The sequence below is a fragment of the Microbacterium sp. TS-1 genome (assembly GCF_000509385.1).
GTDB classification, from domain to species: Bacteria; Actinomycetota; Actinomycetes; order Actinomycetales; family Microbacteriaceae; genus Microbacterium; species Microbacterium arborescens.
Genome location: NZ_BASQ01000001.1, coordinates 1,036,842 through 1,054,285, shown reverse-complemented (window position 1 = coordinate 1,054,285; position 17,444 = coordinate 1,036,842). Strand labels below are relative to the sequence as shown.

At 71.3% G+C, this 17,444-nt stretch carries 17 protein-coding genes; 5 read left to right on the top strand and 12 right to left on the bottom strand.

Annotated features, from left to right (window positions below; all coding sequences use genetic code 11):
- Positions 1–19: 19 nt before the first annotated feature.
- Genes MTS1_RS04990 through MTS1_RS04980 form a run of 3 tightly spaced genes read left to right on the top strand, consistent with a single transcriptional unit; the run spans position 20 to position 2,521 of the window.
- The gene (locus MTS1_RS04990) at positions 20–823 is read left to right on the top strand and encodes an ABC transporter permease (protein WP_023951987.1); all 804 of its coding nucleotides are present in this window, start codon (positions 20–22) and stop codon (positions 821–823) included.
- Positions 820–1,899 carry an ABC transporter ATP-binding protein gene (locus MTS1_RS04985; RefSeq protein ID WP_023951985.1) on the top strand — a complete coding sequence of 360 codons (1,080 nt, stop codon included), beginning with the start codon at positions 820–822 and terminating at the stop codon, positions 1,897–1,899. The genes MTS1_RS04990 and MTS1_RS04985 overlap by 4 nt, the downstream gene beginning before the upstream one ends.
- A 16-nt stretch (positions 1,900–1,915) precedes the next feature.
- Positions 1,916–2,521, top strand: a complete 606-nt coding sequence (locus tag MTS1_RS04980; protein ID WP_023951983.1) for a GNAT family N-acetyltransferase — start codon at positions 1,916–1,918, stop codon at positions 2,519–2,521.
- A gap of 188 nt (positions 2,522–2,709) precedes the next feature.
- On the opposite strand, the gene cydC is transcribed toward MTS1_RS04980, so the two are convergent.
- From cydC to MTS1_RS04960, 4 genes are all read right to left on the bottom strand, one after another.
- Positions 2,710–4,371 carry a thiol reductant ABC exporter subunit CydC gene (gene cydC / locus MTS1_RS04975; RefSeq protein WP_023951981.1) on the bottom strand — a complete coding sequence of 554 codons (1,662 nt, stop codon included), beginning with the start codon at positions 4,369–4,371 and terminating at the stop codon, positions 2,710–2,712.
- Positions 4,368–6,071: a thiol reductant ABC exporter subunit CydD gene (cydD, locus tag MTS1_RS04970; RefSeq protein WP_023951979.1), complete on the bottom strand. Its 1,704-nt coding sequence runs from the start codon at positions 6,069–6,071 to the stop codon at positions 4,368–4,370. Before cydD ends, cydC begins: the two co-directional genes overlap by 4 nt.
- Positions 6,072–6,158: 87 nt before the next feature.
- Positions 6,159–7,190: a cytochrome d ubiquinol oxidase subunit II gene (cydB, locus tag MTS1_RS04965; protein ID WP_023951978.1), complete on the bottom strand. Its 1,032-nt coding sequence runs from the start codon at positions 7,188–7,190 to the stop codon at positions 6,159–6,161.
- A 10-nt stretch (positions 7,191–7,200) separates the two neighbouring features.
- A complete protein-coding gene (locus MTS1_RS04960) occupies positions 7,201–8,628 on the bottom strand; it encodes a cytochrome ubiquinol oxidase subunit I (protein ID WP_023951977.1) in 1,428 nt (475 codons plus the stop codon).
- A 196-nt stretch (positions 8,629–8,824) separates the two neighbouring features.
- On the opposite strand from MTS1_RS04960, the gene moaA reads away from it, so the two are divergent.
- Positions 8,825–9,835: a GTP 3',8-cyclase MoaA gene (gene moaA / locus MTS1_RS04955; protein ID WP_023951975.1), complete on the top strand. Its 1,011-nt coding sequence runs from the start codon at positions 8,825–8,827 to the stop codon at positions 9,833–9,835.
- 14 nt (positions 9,836–9,849) lie between these two features.
- Here the strand turns inward: moaA and MTS1_RS04950 are convergent, their stop codons facing one another.
- Positions 9,850–11,028, bottom strand: a complete 1,179-nt coding sequence (locus tag MTS1_RS04950; protein WP_158497457.1) for an MFS transporter — start codon at positions 11,026–11,028, stop codon at positions 9,850–9,852.
- 23 nt (positions 11,029–11,051) lie between these two features.
- Here MTS1_RS04950 and MTS1_RS04945 point away from each other — a divergent pair, with 23 nt between their 5' ends.
- On the top strand, positions 11,052–11,618 hold the full coding sequence (locus tag MTS1_RS04945) for a TetR/AcrR family transcriptional regulator (RefSeq protein ID WP_036304642.1): 567 nt from the start codon (positions 11,052–11,054) through the stop codon (positions 11,616–11,618).
- Positions 11,619–11,653: 35 nt separating this feature from the next.
- Here the strand turns inward: MTS1_RS04945 and MTS1_RS04940 are convergent, their stop codons facing one another.
- The 7 genes from MTS1_RS04940 to MTS1_RS04910 all read right to left on the bottom strand — a co-directional run bounded on the left by MTS1_RS04940 (position 11,654) and on the right by MTS1_RS04910 (position 17,422).
- Complete coding sequence (locus MTS1_RS04940; RefSeq protein ID WP_023951971.1) at positions 11,654–12,280, bottom strand: metalloregulator ArsR/SmtB family transcription factor; 627 nt, start codon at positions 12,278–12,280, stop codon at positions 11,654–11,656.
- Positions 12,281–12,456: 176 nt separating this feature from the next.
- Entirely contained in the window at positions 12,457–13,407 is a 951-nt protein-coding gene (locus tag MTS1_RS04935) for an aldo/keto reductase (RefSeq protein WP_023951969.1), read from the bottom strand.
- Positions 13,408–13,564: 157 nt separating this feature from the next.
- A complete protein-coding gene (locus tag MTS1_RS04930; RefSeq protein WP_023951967.1) occupies positions 13,565–13,846 on the bottom strand; it encodes a GlsB/YeaQ/YmgE family stress response membrane protein in 282 nt (93 codons plus the stop codon).
- A 220-nt stretch (positions 13,847–14,066) separates the two neighbouring features.
- The gene (locus tag MTS1_RS04925; protein WP_023951965.1) at positions 14,067–14,864 is read right to left on the bottom strand and encodes an alpha/beta fold hydrolase; all 798 of its coding nucleotides are present in this window, start codon (positions 14,862–14,864) and stop codon (positions 14,067–14,069) included.
- A gap of 111 nt (positions 14,865–14,975) precedes the next feature.
- A complete protein-coding gene (locus MTS1_RS04920) occupies positions 14,976–15,515 on the bottom strand; it encodes a GNAT family N-acetyltransferase (RefSeq protein ID WP_233494894.1) in 540 nt (179 codons plus the stop codon).
- A gap of 90 nt (positions 15,516–15,605) precedes the next feature.
- Entirely contained in the window at positions 15,606–16,388 is a 783-nt protein-coding gene (locus tag MTS1_RS04915) for an alpha/beta fold hydrolase (protein WP_023951961.1), read from the bottom strand.
- Positions 16,385–17,422 carry an LLM class flavin-dependent oxidoreductase gene (locus MTS1_RS04910; protein WP_023951959.1) on the bottom strand — a complete coding sequence of 346 codons (1,038 nt, stop codon included), beginning with the start codon at positions 17,420–17,422 and terminating at the stop codon, positions 16,385–16,387. Before MTS1_RS04910 ends, MTS1_RS04915 begins: the two co-directional genes overlap by 4 nt.
- Positions 17,423–17,444 lie beyond the last annotated feature (22 nt).

The window sequence follows — 17,444 nt, the reverse complement described above, 5'->3', positions numbered from 1 at the left end:
GGCAGGCGGTCACCGGTCGATGCGCCGCGACGCGCCGGGGTATGTGCCGCGCGTCCTGCTCGTGCCGGCCGTCGTCGGGCTCGCGCTGCTCGTGGTCCCGCTCGTCGCGCTGGTGGGGCGCGTCGACCCCGCGACGGTGTGGGCCGACGTCACCTCGCCCGAGGCCGGCGCGGCGCTCGCGCTCTCGCTGCAGACCGCGCTCGCGGCCACCGCTGCGTGCATCGTGCTCGGCGTTCCGCTCGCCCTGACGATCGCCCGAGCAGGCGCCCGCGGTGCGGCGGTGCTGCGCGCCGTCGTGACGGTCCCGCTCGTGCTGCCGCCCATGGTCGGCGGCGTCGCACTGCTGTTCCTGTTCGGGCGGACCGGCTGGCTGGGCGCGATGCTCGGCGAAGCCGGCATCCGCATCCCCTTCACGACCACGGCCGTCGTCATCGCGCAGACCTTCGTCGCCCTGCCCTTCCTCGTCCTCGCGCTCGAAGGCGCCCTGCGGGCCACGGGAGCCGGTTACGAGCAGACCGCCGCCGCTCTCGGTGCGGGACGGTGGCGCATCCTGTTCCGGGTCACCCTGCCGCTCGCCGCCCCCGGCCTCATCGCAGGAACCGTGCTGTGCTTCGCGCGCGCCCTCGGCGAGTTCGGCGCCACCGCCCTCTTCGCGGGCAACGCGCCCGGCGTCACGCAGACGATGCCGCTGGCGATCTACACGGCGTTCAACGGTGCGGGGGTGTCGCAGGGAACGGCTGTCGCGCTGTCGCTCCTGCTGCTGATCACCGCGATCGCGGCGCTCCTGCTCGTGCGCGCCTGGCGGCCGGGCGGCGCCCGATGAGCGCGCGGCTCACCGCCCGCGTCCGGGTGCAGCGGCCGGGCATCACCGTGGCCGCCGAGCTCGTCGCCGAACCGGGCGAGGTCGTCGCGGTCATGGGGCCGAGCGGCGCGGGCAAGACGACGGTGCTCGAGGCGATCGCCGGCCTCGTCCCGCTCGACGAGGGGTCGATCCGTGTCGACGACGACGAGGTCGCCGGTCCCGGCCGCCGCGTGGCGCCGCAGCGTCGCGGCATCGTGCTGCTGCGACAGGACCCGGGGCTCTTCCCGCACCTCTCGGTGCGCGAGAACGTCGCCTTCGGGCTCCGCTCTCGCGGCGAGCCGGCGCGCCGGGCGCGCGTCACCGCCGACGACTGGCTCGAACGCGTCGGTCTCGCCGGCGTCGGCGGCCGGTACCCCCGAGAGCTGTCCGGCGGTCAGCAGCAACGGGTCGCCCTCGCCCGCGCGCTCGCCGCGCGGCCCCGCGTCGTCCTGCTCGACGAACCGTTCACGGCGCTCGACCCGGCGACCGCCGCGTCGCTGCGGACGATGCTCGGCGAGCAGCTGCGGGCCGCCGGGACGACGGCCGTCATCGTCAGCCACGACGCCCTCGATGCCGCGGCGGTGGCCGATCGGCTCGTCGTGCTCGAGGAGGGAACCGTGACGCAGAGCGGCTCGGTCCGAGAGGTGCTGCGGAGCCCGGCGACGGTGTTCGGTGCGGCGATCGCGGGAGTGAACCGCGTCGTCGGGGACGTGGTCGGTCATGGCGACGGAGCGGTCTGGCGGGCCGGTGCCCTCGCGATCGCGCGGCCCGGTGAGGGCGGCGGATCGGTCGCCGCGCTGTTCCGTCCGGGCGACGTCCGGCTCGAGGAGATCGGGGCCGGCGACGGGCTCGTGCGGCCGGAGGCCGCGTCGTCGGACGACGGCCGTGTCGCGTGGCGGGCCCCCGTGGTCCGGCTCGAACCCACCGTCGGCGGGGTGCGGGTGCTCGTCGCCGATCCGCCGCTGGCGGTCGACATCCCGGTGGATCTGGCCGCGGACCTTCGTGCGGGTGCATCGGTGACGCTCTCACTGCCGACCGCCGCGATCACGTGGGGCTGAGTGGCACGATGGGGGCATGCCCCACATGCGTGCCGTCCGGCCCGGCGATGACGCCGCGCTGAGCGAGATCTGTCTGCGAACCGCCGACCACGGCTCCGATGCCGCGGGGATCTTCGACGACGACGACATCTGGGGAGCGATCTACGTGCTGCCCTACGCCGAGCGGCATCCGGATCTCTCCTTCGTCGTGGCCGATGACGACGACCGCGCGATCGGTTATGTCGTCGCGACGCCCGATACCGATGCCTTCGAGGAGTGGTTCCGCGCCGAGTGGTGGCCGCGGTTCGCCGGTCGCTGGCCCGAGCCCGCGCCCGACGACACCTCGCGGCAGGCGGGCACGCTGCGGTACGCCTACGGCCGACGTCTCGGAGCCGAGCCGCTCGCCGAGGCGTATCCGGCGCACCTGCACATCGACCTGCTGCCCGGGGCGCAGGGACAGGGGTGGGGGCGACGGCTGATCGACCGGGTGTCGGAGCAGCTGCGGGCGTCGGGCATCACCCGTCTGCACTTGGTCGCGTCGGCCGCCAACGCCGGCGCGCTCGCCTTCTACGACCGCCTGGGCTTCGAGCGCCTGCCCTCCTCGCCCGGCGCACAGGCCTTCGGCATCGATCTCGGGCGCTGAGGCCCGGTCGCGCGGCGCCGCCGAGGTCCCAGTTGGGCCGGGTTTGCCGGCTGGATTTCCGGCTCAATGGGGACCTCGGGTTGCGCAGGGGCGGTCGCGGCGGGCCACGGCGAGCGAAGTCCCACACGGGCCGGGTTTGTCGGCAGGTTTCCCGGCCGAACTGGGACCTCGCGGGGTGGGGGCGCGCGTCAGCCCGTGACCAGACGCCCGTCGGAGATGCGGACCGTGCGGTCGACGAGCGAGCTCGGCACCCGCACGTGCGAGATGAGCACGACGGCACGTTCCTCGTCGACGGCCGAGAGCAGATCGCGCATCAGCGCGTCGGATGCCGCGGGGTCGACCCCGGCCGTCGGCTCGTCGAGCACGAGCACGGGGAAGCCGTGCAGCAGTGCACGAGCGAGCGCGATGCGCTGCGCCTGGCCGCCCGAGACGAGGGCGCCGTGCTCGCCGACGCGAGCGTCGAGACCGCCGCGCTCGCGCAGCCAGCCGCCCAGCCCGACGCGCTCGAGCACGGCCTCCAGCTCGGCGTCGGTCGCGGTGTCGCGGGCGAACAGGAGGTTCTGGCGGATGTCCTCGTCGAAGAGCATCGGCTGCTGCTCGCACAGTCCGACCGTCAGACGCACGTCGTCGGGGGAGAGGTCCCGCACGTCGGTGCGTCCGACGCGGTAGCTCCCGTCGACGTCGAGGAACCGGACGAGGGCATGGGCGAGCGTCGACTTGCCCGCACCGCTCGAGCCGACGACGAGCAGGCGCTCGCCCGGGCGGACATCGAGGTCGACGCCCGTAAGAGCGGGACGCTCGGCGCCGGGCCACGTCACCGACACGTCGCGGAGGTGCAGGCCGTCGCCGAGCGCGGGCGCGACACCCGTGGGAGCGACGCTGCTGTCAACGAGGCCGGCGGGGACGCCGCTCGGCACGGTCTCGGCGATGCGTTCTGCCGACGCGCGCACCTGACGCCAGGATGCCGCTGCGAGCGGAACCGTCTGGAAGACCTCGAACACGGCCATCGGCACGAGGACGGCGACGGCCAACCACGGACCGCCGAGGGCGGCGACATCCGGAGCGGTGACCATGACCGCGAGGATCGACGCGGCGCCGGCGGCGAGGGAGACGATGGCCGCACTGCCGGCCTGCGCGCCGGCGCGGCGGACGACGGCGCGGCGGAGGTCGGCGTCGGCTGCCTCGATACGGCGCCGGCTCTGCGCCTCGGCTCCGTACGCCAGCAGGACGTCGAGGCTGCCGAGGTGGTCGGCGACGGCGTCGGCGAGCCGGGCGCGGAGCGGCGCGATCGTGCGCTCCGCGCGGGCGCCTGCAACCCAGCCCCAGCCGGTGGCCGCCGCCGCGGCGACGATGAGGCAGCCGAGCAGGGTGAGCCCGGCGGGCCACGAGACGGTCATGACGAAGATCACGGCGGCGAGGGCGACCGTGGCCGATGCCACGAGCGGCTCGACGACCCGCAGCGGCAGATTCTGCAGGTCATCGACATCGTCGACGAGGGCGGACAGGGCGGATCCCCGGCGGATGCGGCCGAGCCCGTCGGGCGCCAGCGGAATGAGACGCCGGACGAGGTCGGTGCGCGTCGTGGCGAGCTGGCGCAGCGCCGCGTCGTGCGACGTGAGGCGCTCGAGGTAGCGGAAGACGGCCCGCGAGATCGCGAACGCCCGTACCCCGACCACGGCGGCCATCACGTACATCACCGCGGGCTGCTCGCTCGCGCGGACGATGAGCCATGCGCTGCACGCGAGGAGCGCGACGGCCGAGGCCTCCGTCGCGAAGCCGGTCGCGAGCGCGCGCCAGAACCGGCTCGGTGGCGGCATCGCGCCCCGGAGCACGTCGGTGGTCGTCGTCATGCCGTCACCTCGGATCGGGGTCGCACGTCCACCAGCACGTCGGCGATGGAGCGGGCCGTCTCCCGGTGCGAGACGAGCAGGACGGTCGCGCCGTCATCCGCGACGCGGCGCAGGCTCTGCCACAGGGCGGCCTCGGTCTCGGCGTCGAGAGCCGCGCTCGGCTCGTCGAGGGCGATCACCGGCGCGCCGACGCTCTCGTGCCGGAAGAGGGCGCGCGCGACCGCGACCCGCTGCGCCTGACCGCCGGAGAGGCCCGCGCCGCGGACACCGAGCTCGAGCGTCGGGTCGAGGTCGGCGGCGCCGGCAGCCACCAGCGCGCGCGAGATGGCACGCTCGTCCGCGGCCCCCGCGGTGCGGTCTGCCGAAGCGCCGAGAGTGACGTTCTCGGCGACAGTGCCGGCGATGAGGCCCGGATCCTGTCCGGCCCAGGCGAGCCACGACGCCGGCGGCGGAACCTGCGCTCCGTCGAGCGTCAGCTCGCCCTCGAAGGGGGCCACGCCGCGCAGTGCGGCGAAGACGCTGGACTTGCCGGCGCCGCTCGGCCCCGACAGGAGCGTGATCGTGCCCGGCCTCGCCGTGAACGACACCGGTGCGAGCAGCGAGTCGCCGCGCTGCACCCGAAGCTCACGGGCGCGGAGGACGCCGCGCTCCGCCGCCGCGGTCGTCGCGGCATCCGTCGGCGCCGGGATCGCGGCAGCCTGCTGCGGCAGCGCCCTCGCGGCGTCGAGGACCTCGAAGACGTCGTCGGTGGCGGCGACCCCCTCTGCGGCGGCGTGGAACTGCACGCCGACCTGACGGAGCGGAAGATACGCCTCGGGGGCGAGCAGCAGCACGAAGAGCCCAACCGATAGGCCGAGCGAGCCGTCGATGAGCCGGAAGCCGATCGACACCGCCACGATCGCGACGGAGATCGACGCGAGGAACTCCAACGCGAAGCCCGACAGGAACGACACCCGCAGGACGCGCATCGTCTCGATGCGGTAGTTCTCCGTCACGCGTTCGATCGACGTCGCGGCCCGGTGCTGCCGCCCGAACACGGTGAGCGTCGACAGGCCCCGGACGGTGTCGGCGAAGCGGGCGGCGAGCTGGCGGAGCGTCTGCCACTGCGCGCGCTGGACGGCGCGGGTCGCCAGGCCGATCAGCACCATGAACAGCGGGATCAGCGGCATCGTCAGCAGGACCGTGAGCCCGGAGATCCAGTCGCTCCACCAGATGACGGCGATGAGCACCGGGGTCGCGATGACCGTCAGGACGAGCTGCGGCAGGTAACGGCCGAAGTAGGCGTCGAGCGCGTCGAGGCCGCGGCCTGCCGTGACGGCGAGTTGAGCGGAGTTGCGGCTCGCGAGCCATCCGGGGCCGAGGCGACCGACGGCGGAGGTGAGTGCGCCGCGCAACTCGCTGCGCACCCGGGCAGCGGCGCGAGCAGAGACGGCTTCGCGCAGCCAGAGGAGCCCGGCGCGTGCGGCGACGACGGCCCCGAGAGCGGCGAGGGTACGCATGAGGTCGGCGATCGGCATCCCGCCGATGGCGCCGACGATGGCCTGCGTGGTCAGCCACGCGAAGCCGACGATCACGATGGTCTGGGCGAGGCCGATCGCCCCGATCGCGACGAAGAAGACGCGCGAGGCGCGGGCATAGCGCAGCAGCCGCGGATCGACGGGCCGCCCGCTCGAGCGCGCGGGCGCCTCGGGGTCGTCCATGCTCACCCTTCGATCCTGCCTTACCCCGGGACCGGGATGCCTCGGGCCCGGCGCGATCGCGCGGATCCGAGGCATCCCGTCATCCGGTCAGTGGGCGACGAGCTCGGCCTCTTCGATACGGGCCCGCGTGACGCGCTTGCGGAAGACCCAGTACGTCCAGCCCTGGTAGAGCAGCACGAGGGGCAGGAAGATCACGGCTGCCCAGGTCATGATCGTCAGCGTGTAGTCGGTCGACGACGCGTTCTCGATCGTCAGGTTCCACGCGGGGTCGGTCGACGACGGCATCACGTTCGGGAAGAGCGAGAGCCAGAGGGTCAGCACGGCGAACATCACGGTGCCGGCGCCTCCCGCGAAGGCCCACCCCTCGCGACCCCGGGCATTGGCGAGGATGGCTCCGATCAGCATGACGGCGGCCAGGGCGGCCGTCACGAACACGAGCGGCAGCAGCGGCGCCTGCGCCTGCATCGACGACAGCACGGTCCAGGCGAGGAAGACGGCCGCGGCGACCAGGGTCAGCAGTCCCGACTTCGTCGCGAGGCGACGGGCCTGCGCGCGCACGTCCCCGTCGGTCTTGAGGGCGACGAAGTAGACCCCGTGGGTGAAGAACAGCAGCAGCGTGACGACGCCGCCGAGCAGGCCGTAGGGGTTCAGCAGCGTGAACAGGGTGCCGGTGAACTCCTTGTCTGCGTCGATCGGAACGCCCTGCACGATGTTGGCGACCGCGACGCCCCAGAGGAAGGCGGGGAGTGCCGAGCCCACCACGATCATGAGATCGAAGCGCTTGCGCCAGGTGGCGTCATCGCGCTGGTGGCGGTACTCGAACGAGACCCCGCGCAGGATCAGGGCGATGAGGATCAGGAGCAGCGGCAGGTAGAACCCGCTGAACAGGGTCGCGTACCACTCCGGGAACGCTGCGAACAGGCACGCGCCCGCCACGATCACCCAGGTCTCGTTGAGGTCCCAGACCGGGCCGATGGTGTTGATGATCTGGCGCCGCGAGACGTTGTCCTTCCCGAGGAAGGGCAGCGACATCCCGACACCGAAGTCGAACCCGTCGAGGACGAAGTAGCCCACGAAGAGCACTCCGACGATGAAGAACCAGACGTATGCGAGATCCATGTCGTGCTCCTCAGTAGACGGTGGTCTGGGTGTGGGACGCCGAGGGGTTTTCGGCTTCGGGCGAGCCCGGCTCGGGCAGCGGGTCGGGGCCCTTCTGCGCGGCCTTGCGGATGAGGCCGAACTCGACGACGGCGAGCGAGGCGTACACCGCGGTGAACGCGATCAGCGAGATGAGGACCGTCCAACCGGGCACGTTCGGTGAGACGCCGTCCTCGGTCAGCATGAGGCTGAAGACGATCCAGGGCTGGCGGCCCATCTCGGTGAAGACCCAGCCGACGAGGCTGCCGAGAAGGGGGAGGGGAGCGGACCAGATGGCGACCTTCCACATCCACCGGGCGACGGGGCGCTGAGCCTTCTTGCGCGTGACCCAGAGGCCGGCGACCGAGATGAGGGTAGCGATGCCCCCGAGGCCGATCATCCAGCGGAACGACCAGTAGGTGACCCACACGATGGGGCGGTAGTCGACGCCCGCCCCGAAGGTCTCGGTGTACTGCGCCTGCAGGTCATTGAGGCCTTCGACGCACCCGTCGAAGCTATGGGTCGACAGGAACGACAGCAGGTACGGCACGCGCAGCGACCAGACCTCTTCGGTGCCGTCGGGGGTTCCGATGGAGAAGATCGAGAAGGACGCGTCAGCCCCGCAGGCACTGTTGAACATGGCTTCGGCCGCGGCCATCTTCATGGGCTGCGTCGCCACCATCACGAGGCTCAGCTGATCTCCCGAGAGTGCGACCCCGACGAACGAGACGATCATGCCCCACATGCCGAAGCGGAGGGCGGGACGCATCGTCTCGACGTGCTGCGCGCGCGAGAGGTGCCAGGCGGCGACCGCGATGACCACGGCAGCGGCGAACATCCAGGCGGCGAAGATCGTGTGCGGGAAAGCGGCCAGCACGATCGGGTTGGTCAGGACCGCGCCGAAGTCGATCAGTTCGGCCCGGCCGCCGTCGGCGGCGATCTGGTATCCGACCGGGTTCTGCATGAACGCGTTGGCGGCGAGGATGAAGTAGGCCGACAGGGTCGACCCGAGCACGACCATCCAGATCGAGAACAAGTGCAGCGCCTTGGGCAGCTTGTCCCAGCCGAAGATCCACAAGCCGATGAAGGTCGCCTCGAAGAAGAAGGCGAGGAGACCCTCGAAGGCCAGCGGTGCGCCGAAGATGTCGCCGACGAAACGGGAGTAGGCCGACCAGTTCATGCCGAACTGGAACTCCTGGACGATGCCGGTCACGACGCCCATGGCGAAGTTGATGAGGAAGATCTTGCCGAACAGGCGGGTCAGGTGCAGCCACTTCACGTTGCCGGTGCGGTGCCACACCGTCTGGAAGATCGCCACCACGAGAGCCATCCCGAGGGTCAGCGGCACGAAGAGGTAGTGGTACAGCGTCGTCAGACCGAACTGCCAGCGTGCCAGCAGGAGCGGATCGAGGAAGTCCATCGGGGCGTGCCTTTCGGGAGGCGAGGGTTTCGACAGGCTGAAGGTATCGAGTGTGGTTTTCCCCGGTCTCAGGGGCGGCCGGGAATAATGCTACGCGTGGTCAGACCACTAAGCAAGGTGCTGTCAGACCACAAAACGCGGCTCCGATCGGTCGCGGCCGGCCCTCGGATGCTCCGGAGCCGCTTACGCTCGACCCATGGGGGAGCCGCTCGTCGACAGATTCGCCCGGGTTCACCGCGACCTGCGCATCTCGCTGACCGACCGCTGCTCGCTGCGCTGCACGTACTGCATGCCCGAGCAGGGCAACGAATGGCTCGCGCGGCAGAGCATCCTCACCCTGGATGAGATCGTCGAGGTCGCGACCGTCGCCGCAGCCGCGGGCATCACGACCTTCCGTCTCACCGGCGGGGAACCGCTGCTGCGCACCGACATCGTCGAGATCGTGCGGCGGCTCGCGGCCATCGCGTCGCCCGACGGCCCGATCGAGATCGCCATGACCACGAACGGCATCCGGTTGCCCGAGGTGCTGCCCGACCTCGTCGCCGCGGGGCTCGCTCGCCTGAACATCTCGCTCGACACCCTCGACCGGGAGCGGTTCCGAAACCTCACCCGTCGTGACCGCCTCGACGAGGTGCTCGACGGGGTGCGCGCGGCCCAGGCGTCCGGGCTCCGGCCGCTGAAGATCAACGCGGTCGCGATGCGCGGTGTCAACGACGACGAGCTCGCCGACCTTGTGGCCTTCGCCGTGGCGCACGACGCGCAGATGCGATTCATCGAGCAGATGCCGCTGGATGCCGGCCACACGTGGGACCGGTCGAGCATGGTCACGCGCGAGGAGATCCTCGAAGCGCTCGCGGCGCGCTGGAGCCTCGAGCCCGTCCCGGGGCGTGGCGGCGCGCCCGCGGAGCGTTGGCGGCTCGACGGCGGCCCGCACACGGTCGGCGTCATCGCATCGGTGACCGCCCCGTTCTGCGGCGCGTGCGACCGGATGCGGCTGACCGCCGACGGCCAGCTGCGCAACTGCCTCTTCTCGATCGACGAGTACGACCTGCTGCCGGTGCTGCGCTCCGAGACGCCGCCCGAGGCGCGAGCCGAGCGGATCGATCGTGTGCTCCGAAACTGCATCGCCGGCAAGAAGGCCGGTCACGCGATCGACGACCCGGGCTTCCTGCAGCCCGCCCGCGGGATGAACGCGATCGGCGGGTAGGCCGAGATCGCCGCTCAGGCGCGGGGTGGGGTCGCTTCGCGGTGGCGCGGTGAGATCAGGACCGCACCACCGGTTAGGCACGTCGCGGCGGCTGCGGCGAAGACGAGCGCCGGTCCGCCGCGGGGGAGCAGTGCGCCGATCGCTGCCGCGCCGATGGCCTGTCCGGCCATGAAGGTCACGAACAGCAGTGCTGTGCCGGCGGCCGCGTGTAGGGCATCGATCCGCGTCGTCCACCCGATGAGCGCTCCTGAAGCGGTGACGTACGCCCACCCGAACACGGCGCACGCACCGAGGGCGAGCGCCGTGTTCGTCGGGGCGGCGCCCACCGCGAGTGTCGACCCGGCGATGAGCCCCGCGCCGATCAGCCAGAGTGCCCGGGGGTGCAGGCCGGACACGAGCCGCGATGTCGCGATGACGGCGGCGCCGCCGCATCCGAGCACGATCCACGCCAGCACCGACTGCGTCTGCGACCCGCCCGCGTCGACCAAAACGGTGCGGCCGTAGTTCCAGATCGCCGACGCGCCGATTCCGAGAAGGACGGATGCCGCGATCGCCGAGCGATGCGCCGTCCACCACGCTCCCGGCGGAAGAAGGGGAGGCCGGCTCGCGCCATCGTCTCCCGGAGCGCTGTTCCGTCGGCGATCGGCGATGAGGACGGCGATCCCCGCCGCCACGGTCGCGACTGCCGCGATCAGCCAGCACAGGCGCCAGTCGGGGGTGAGGGCGAGGGCGATGAAACCTGCGATGACGAGGCCCGGGCCGGTCCCGGCGTTGACGATCGCCTGCGGCGTGCTCGACTCGCGATCGGCGAACGTACCTGCCACCAGGCGCACGAGGGCGGGCGAGGCGAGCCCAGCGCCGGCGGAGGAGATCGCCGCAGCGGGGGCGAAGGTCGCCGCATCCGTCGCCGCCGCGATCCCGACGGCACCGCCGCCCGCCGTGAGGATCGCCGCGACGACGAGGAGGCGTGGATGTCGCTCGGCGGCGAGGAAGCCGACGAGCGCGGCGAGGGCGTAGACGATCGACCCCGCCGCCGAGACGAGGCCGGCCGCGGCGGTGTCGATGCCGAGGTCGGCGCTCATCTCGGGCAGGTGGAGTCCGAAGGCGAGGCGCACGAGGCCGTAGGTCGCCGCGATCAGCGCGACTCCGGAGGCGACGAGACCCCACTGCCGAAACAAAAACGACCGTTTCACTTTACCGAGCATAGAGTGCTGGCATGGGAATGCGGCCGCGGACGCAGGAGCGGATCCTCGATGCCGCCGAGGATCTCTTCTTCACTCAGGGCATCGCCGCGACTCCGATCGACGCCGTGCTGGCCCGCGCGGGCGTGTCGGCGGCGACGCTCTACCGGGGGTACGCGAGCAAGGAGGCGCTGCTCGCGGCGGCGCTCGAGCGGCGGCAGCGGGCTTGGATCGAAACGTGGGACGCCGCCGTCGAGCGCGGCGCCGACGACGAGGAGCGGCTGCTCGCGGTGTTCGACGCGCTCGCGGCGTTCCGCGACGAGCCGCGCGGGTCGCGCTGGTGCGCCTTCCTCGGCGCGGCCGCCGAATACGCCGATCCGCCGCCGGAGGTGGCATCCGCCGTTCGCGCCGACACGGAGGGCATGCGGGCGCGGCTGACCGAGCTCGCTCGTCCGATCGCCGGGGTCGCCGCGGCCGAGCTCGCGGAGCGGCTGCTCCTCGTCGTCAGCGGCGACCTGGCGATGCGGCTGCGCGAGCGCGGTCACGACACCCAGCTGGCCCGCTCGACCGCGGCGCTGGTGATCGCGGCCGCCCGGGGCTGAGGCCGGACGAGGTCCGGGTGTCGACTCCGCCGGGCTCAGTCGTGGGCGGTCGCGGCGTGCAGCAGCTGGATGATGCACACCGACGGGTCGCACGAGGACCGCATGCCGTCGACGGCGAGGGGTCCGCCCGCCTCGGTGAGCACGCCCTGCAGCAGGCTCCGGTGAACGCTGCAGAGCACCTCGCGATGATCGGCCTGCGCCGTGGCGTGTGCGCAGGGGGTCAGGTCGACCGTCAGCGCGGAGTCGTCGATGATCGGGTCGAAGCCTTCGTCCTCGAGCTCCTCGACGAGGGCGTCGAGCTGGTGCAGTGCGCGGGTCTCGAGCACGTCGGGGACGTCGACGGTGAGGACGCGGCGCATGAGGTCGCCGCGCTGCGCGGCATCCCGCACCTTGCGGCGCTGGATGGCGCTGCGGGTCGCGTCTCCGTCGGCGGCGCTGTAGAGCACGCGGGGGCGTCCGCGGGTGGTGCGGTGCTCCTTCTCGGCGACGATGAAGCCGTCGGAGATCAGTCGGGCCAGGTGCTCGCGGATGGTGTTCGGGTGCAGGTCGGTGGCCTCTTGCAGTTCGAGGATCGTCCGGCGGGGCTGCTCCTGGATGAGGTGCAGGATCTCCACGCGGGAGTAGCTCGAGATGGCGCTGTATCCGACGGTCGCGGTGCTCATAGGACTCATTAAACACGGAAAACCGTCTGTGGTCTTACCACACCGTGAATTTTGTGGGTTTGCTGGCGCGTCCTAGGTGTGTGTGGCGCAAACCTCGGAGAAAACGACGAACCTCGGAGCCTGCCTGCGCGGGGCTCCGAGGTTCGCGTGGTTGTCCGATTTGCGGATGCCGCGGCTCAGGCCTCCGGGGTCCAGGTCGACACGCGGGTGAGCTCGGCGATCTCGTCGGCCGTGAGCTCGACGCGCCCGCCGTCGAGCAGGCCCTGCACCTGCTCGAGGCGCGAGGCGCTCGCGATCGGCGCGACCACGGTCGGCTGCGAACGCAGCCACGCGAGCGCGGCCGAGGCGATCGAGACGTCGTGTGCGGCGCCGACGCGCTCGAGGGTGTCGATGATCTGCAGGCCCTGCGGCGTCGCGTACACGGCGGCGCCCTCGGCGCGCGGGGTGTTGTGGGCCGAGGCATCCGTCGACCGGTACTTGCCGGTCAGGAAGCCCTTCGCGAGGGCGAAGTAGGGGATGAGGCTGAGGTTCTCGCGCTCGGCGATCGGCACGATGGTCTCTTCGACCTCGTTGCGGTGCACGAGGTTGTAGTGCGGCTGGATGGCGACGGGGCGGGCGACGCCGGTCTCGTCGGCGATGCGCAGCCACTCCTCGATGCGCTCCGCGGTGTAGTTCGACACGGCGATGTGGCGAACCAGGCCGTCGGCGATGAGCTGGCCGAACGCGCCGACCGTCTCTTCGAGAGGGGTCTCCTCGTCGTCGAAGTGTGCGTAGTAGAGGTCGATCGCGTCGACGCCCAGGCGCTTCAGCGAAGCCTCGGCGGCGGCGCGGACGTTCGAGGCGGAGAGCCCGCGGAAGTCCGGATGCTGGCTGACCTTCGTCGCCACGACGACCTCGGGGCGGCTGCGTGCTGCGAGCCATTCGCCGATGATCGTCTCGCTCTCGCCCCCGCTGTGGCCGGGCGCCCAGGCGCTGTAGGAATCGGCGGTGTCGATGAAGTTGCCGCCGCCTTCGACGAACGCGTCGAGGATCGCGAACGACGCGTCGCGGTCGGCGGTCCAGCCGAAGACGTTGCCGCCGAGGGCGAGGGGGAAGACGGAGAGGTCGCTGTTTCCGATCGTGCTCATGGTGGGTTCAAGCGGTGGGGTCGGGCTGATATTCCGGCCCGGTGACGAGACGAAGCGCCAACTCCTCAGAATCCGACGTGAGGCGGTGTCTCGGGCCCCGTGAGGGGCGTTGAGGCTCGGATCTGAGGAGTTGGCGCGGTGCCTGTGTGCAGCTGTGTCAGCGCGTACGAGTCGAGCCGCGGCGCGAGACGGCGACGTAGATGCCGAGCACGATGATGGCACCGATGATCGAGCCGATGATGCCGGACGGCTGCAGGAAGCCGCCCTCGGGGCTGTGGTTGAAGATGAGGAATCCGAGGAATCCGCCGACGAACGAGCCGACGATGCCGAGCACGATGGTCATCAGGATGCCGATGTTCTGCTTGCCGGGGATGACGGCGCGCGCGATGAAGCCGGCGATCAGTCCGACGAGGATGAGGCCGAGGATCGTCCAGAGCATGGTGCTTCTTCTTTCTGTGCAGGAACAGGCGCCGGTCGGGCACCCGGGGCGGACGACAGGTTATGACTGCGCGGTCGGGATCACCGCGGCTCTTTCGCCCACTCCCGCCGTGGTTGTACTCTTGCGGGCCCGTGCGAGCCGCGAGCACGCACCCTCGTCGCGAGAACGCACCCGCGACGGTGTGCTTTCGGCGCGATGGTGCGTTCTCGCACGGGATCCGTCAGGCGAGTGCGTCCCGGAGCGCGGCGAGCCACGACGGGAACGCATCGAGGTGCGCGTCGTGGCTGCCGTCGGGGAGCGGCAGGATGCGGGTGCCCGGGCGCCGCGCGGCGAGCTCGGCCTGCTGCTCGGGGGAGAACATGCCGCGATGGGCGAACACCGCCGTCGTCGGCACCGCGAGGTCCTCCCACTCCGCCCACCGTGGTTCGTGCACCGCGGCGATCACGGCCTGCATGACGTCGGCGTCGAAGCGGGGCCGCAACCCCGAGGGCGTCTGCTCAAGGTCCGCGACCCAGGCCTCGGTGAGCGGCGAGTCACCGAGGAAGGCCCGCGCGGCGGCCGCATCGGCGAACGGGATCGGCCACGAGGCGAAGAAGGCGCCGAGGTCGGCGGCATCCTGTGGATCGGTGCTCACGGCCGGATGCCCCTCCAGCAGGATCAGCCGACTGACCAGGTCGGGATGCCGGCTCGCGGTGAGCAACGCGGTGTGCGCGCCCATCGACTGCCCGACCAGTGCCACTCGCTCACCCGGCGCGAAGCGCTCGAGCACGGCGACGACATCCGCAACGAAGGCGTCGCGGGAGAGGTCGTCGGGTCGCCGCGTGCTGCGGCCGTGACCGCGCTGGTCGAGCAGGAGCACCCGGTGCCCGTCGGTGAGCGCATCCGCCGTGGGCATGAGCTCGCGCGAGCTGCCTGCCAGCCCGTGCAGCAGCAGGACCGCAGGGCCGGTCCCTCCGGTCTCGGTCACCGCGAGCGAGACGCCGCCGCGGTGGATGATCGTGGGGCGGCGTTGCGTCATCCGTCCATTGTCCGGGTGCGGCGCCCTGCACATCACCGAGAACGCACCGTCGCCGCGAGAACATACCCCGCACGGTGCGTTCTCGGCGCGATGGTGCGTACTCGGCGCGAGCTAAGACCAGCGCAGGGGCGTGACCTCGCCGGTCTCCCAGTCGCGGCGGAGGATGCTGTACGCCACCGACCCCAGCGGCTCGGAACCCTCGACGGGCCACCCCTCGCGGTAGTAGGCCTCCTGCACCCAGCCGCACGCATCGAAGATCCGGCGCATCGCACGGTTGTCTTCGCGGGTCTGCCCCTCGAAGCGGTCGACCTCGGGCATGGTCGTGAAAACGTGGTCTGCCGCCGTCGCCAGCACGTCTTTCGCGAGGCCGCGGCCCCGCCACACCGACGCCAGCCGGAGATCGAACAGCGGTGCGCCGTCGCTGATCTCCTCGAGGCGGAAGAATCCGATGCGGCCGTGTTCGACATGGTCGATCCAGAACGAGTCGTTGTCGTCGTCGCGGAACCGCCCCGCGGCGATGCCCTCCTCGACCTGAGCGCGCGTCGGTCGGATTCCGACGTGGAACGGGAACACCTCGCCGGTCATGAACGCGATCAGTTCCTCGCGGTCGGCTCCCGCCGGGTCGATACGGACGAGTTCGATGGTGTCCACCCGAGGGGCGGTCCGGGAAGTCGCGAGGCTGTGTGTCTCTTCATCGTGCACCCCATCCACGCTAGTCGGACGGGGCGCGAGCGCCTGCAGTCAGAGGGCGTGGTGTTCCGCTCGCAGAAGCCAGTCGCGAACGAGCGGGGCGACAGCGTCCGGGTGCTCGAGATGGACGTTGTGTCCCGCCCCGTCGACGACGACGAAGGTGCCGCGGACGTAATGGCCGGCGGTACCGAGCCCGTCCTCGAAACCGACGACGTGGTCTTGACGCCCGAAGACGTGCAGGCTCGGCGCCGTGAACGGGAGGTCGGTGCGTTCGGGAGCGTATCCAGCCGAGTACGACGAGCTGATCCGTTCGAGGACCTCCGCGTCGGCTCCCCGGATGCCGGGCAGCACGAACCTCTCGAACGCGGTCAGCGCTTCGGCGGTCTGCAGCACCGCCATCTCCGCGAAGTCGTCCCGAAACGAACCCGCTCGGGAGAGCACGGACGCGTTCGCCATGACGATCTCGCGCGGAGGCAGTCGCCTCTTGTCATGGTCGAGCTCGAACACGCCGGCGAGGGTCGCCAGCCCGCGGCACTGAGGCCGAAGCGCATGCGCCACGTGACGGGCGACCATCGCGCCGAACGAGTTGCCGACGATGGCGAAGGGCCCGCCCGCGGCGATGGTTTCAACCTCGTCGCGGACAGCGTCGGCGACCTCCCGAGGCGTGCTGACACCCTGATCGGTCGCGCCCTCCGCCCAGGGCAGGTCGAGATAGATGCGCCGCCATGGGCGATCGGCTACCCAGTCCTCCAAGGGAAGCAAGATGCGGTGATCGACTCCGAACCCGTGCACCGCGATGAGCGGGACGCCCGAGCCGTGTTCCGCCGCGATCATCGCGGCTGCAGAGCGCCCGACTTCCAGCCGAGGGCGGGAGCGACGTACTTCGCGAACGACTCGACGATGCGCAGGTTGAACTCGACGCCCAGCTGCGAGGGGATCGTCAGCATGAGGGTGTCGGCGCTCATGACCGCGGCATCCTGCATCAACTGCTCGACGAGCACGTCGGGCGCCGCGGCGTAGGTCTTGCCGAAGGTCGAGCGCATGCCGTCGATGTAGCCGATGCCGTCCTGGTCGTTGCTGCCGCCGAAGTACAGCTCGTCTTCGGCGGTCGTGATCGGGAAGACCGATCGGCTGACCGACGTGCGGGGCTCACCGGGATGCCCGGCTTCGCGCCACGCGGCGCGGAACGCGTCGAGCTGTCGGGCCTGGAGGATGTCGAACGGCGTGCCGTCGGCCTCGGTGAGGAGTGTCGACGACATCAGGTTCACGCCCATGCGGCCGGCCCACTCCGCGGTCTCGGTCGTTCCGGCGCCCCACCAGATGCGCGAGCGCAGGCCGGGGGAGTGCGGCTCGATCCGCTGCTTGCCGTTCCCGCCTCCGAACGGGCTATTCGGGTCGCGCTCGGCGAGCCCCTCGCCCTCGATGGCGCGGAGGAAGGTGTCGAAGTGATCGCGAGCGATGTCGGCGCCGCGGGGATCCTGCGAGCCGGTGTACCCGAACGCCTCGTACCCGCGGACGACGGTCTCGGGTGACCCGCGGCTGACGCCGAGGGCGAGCCGTCCGTCGGAGATGAGGTCGACCGCCGCCGCCTCCTCGGCGAGATACAGCGGGTTCTCGTATCGCATGTCGATGACGCCGGTGCCGATCTCGATGTTCTTCGTCGTCGCGGCGATCGCGGCCAGCAGCGGCATCGGCGACGCCTGCTGCCGTGCGAAGTGGTGCACGCGGAAGTAGGCGCCCACGGCGCCGAGGTCGTCCATTCCCTGCGCGAGGTCGATCGCCTGACGCAGCGAGGCACCGGCGGTGAGCTCGCGACCGCCGCCGAGGGGACCGTAGTGACCGAACGAAAGAGTGCCGAAACGCTGCATGTCAAGCCGCAACGCCCGCGGC

Excerpts from the sequence above, each read along its gene's own strand:
- MTS1_RS04990 (WP_023951987.1), top strand. The coding sequence starts at position 20 with ATGCGCCGCGACGCGCCGGGGTATGTGCCGCGCGTCCTGCTCGTGCCG.
- MTS1_RS04985 (WP_023951985.1), top strand. The coding sequence starts at position 820 with ATGAGCGCGCGGCTCACCGCCCGCGTCCGGGTGCAGCGGCCGGGCATC.
- MTS1_RS04980 (WP_023951983.1), top strand. The coding sequence starts at position 1,916 with ATGCCCCACATGCGTGCCGTCCGGCCCGGCGATGACGCCGCGCTGAGC.
- cydC (WP_023951981.1), bottom strand. The coding sequence starts at position 4,371 with ATGACGACGACCACCGACGTGCTCCGGGGCGCGATGCCGCCACCGAGC.
- cydD (WP_023951979.1), bottom strand. The coding sequence starts at position 6,071 with ATGGACGACCCCGAGGCGCCCGCGCGCTCGAGCGGGCGGCCCGTCGAT.
- cydB (WP_023951978.1), bottom strand. The coding sequence starts at position 7,190 with ATGGATCTCGCATACGTCTGGTTCTTCATCGTCGGAGTGCTCTTCGTG.
- MTS1_RS04960 (WP_023951977.1), bottom strand. The coding sequence starts at position 8,628 with ATGGACTTCCTCGATCCGCTCCTGCTGGCACGCTGGCAGTTCGGTCTG.
- moaA (WP_023951975.1), top strand. The coding sequence starts at position 8,825 with ATGGGGGAGCCGCTCGTCGACAGATTCGCCCGGGTTCACCGCGACCTG.
- MTS1_RS04945 (WP_036304642.1), top strand. The coding sequence starts at position 11,052 with ATGGGAATGCGGCCGCGGACGCAGGAGCGGATCCTCGATGCCGCCGAG.
- MTS1_RS04940 (WP_023951971.1), bottom strand. The coding sequence starts at position 12,280 with ATGAGCACCGCGACCGTCGGATACAGCGCCATCTCGAGCTACTCCCGC.
- MTS1_RS04935 (WP_023951969.1), bottom strand. The coding sequence starts at position 13,407 with ATGAGCACGATCGGAAACAGCGACCTCTCCGTCTTCCCCCTCGCCCTC.
- MTS1_RS04930 (WP_023951967.1), bottom strand. The coding sequence starts at position 13,846 with ATGCTCTGGACGATCCTCGGCCTCATCCTCGTCGGACTGATCGCCGGC.
- MTS1_RS04925 (WP_023951965.1), bottom strand. The coding sequence starts at position 14,864 with ATGACGCAACGCCGCCCCACGATCATCCACCGCGGCGGCGTCTCGCTC.
- MTS1_RS04915 (WP_023951961.1), bottom strand. The coding sequence starts at position 16,388 with ATGATCGCGGCGGAACACGGCTCGGGCGTCCCGCTCATCGCGGTGCAC.
- MTS1_RS04910 (WP_023951959.1), bottom strand. The coding sequence starts at position 17,422 with ATGCAGCGTTTCGGCACTCTTTCGTTCGGTCACTACGGTCCCCTCGGC.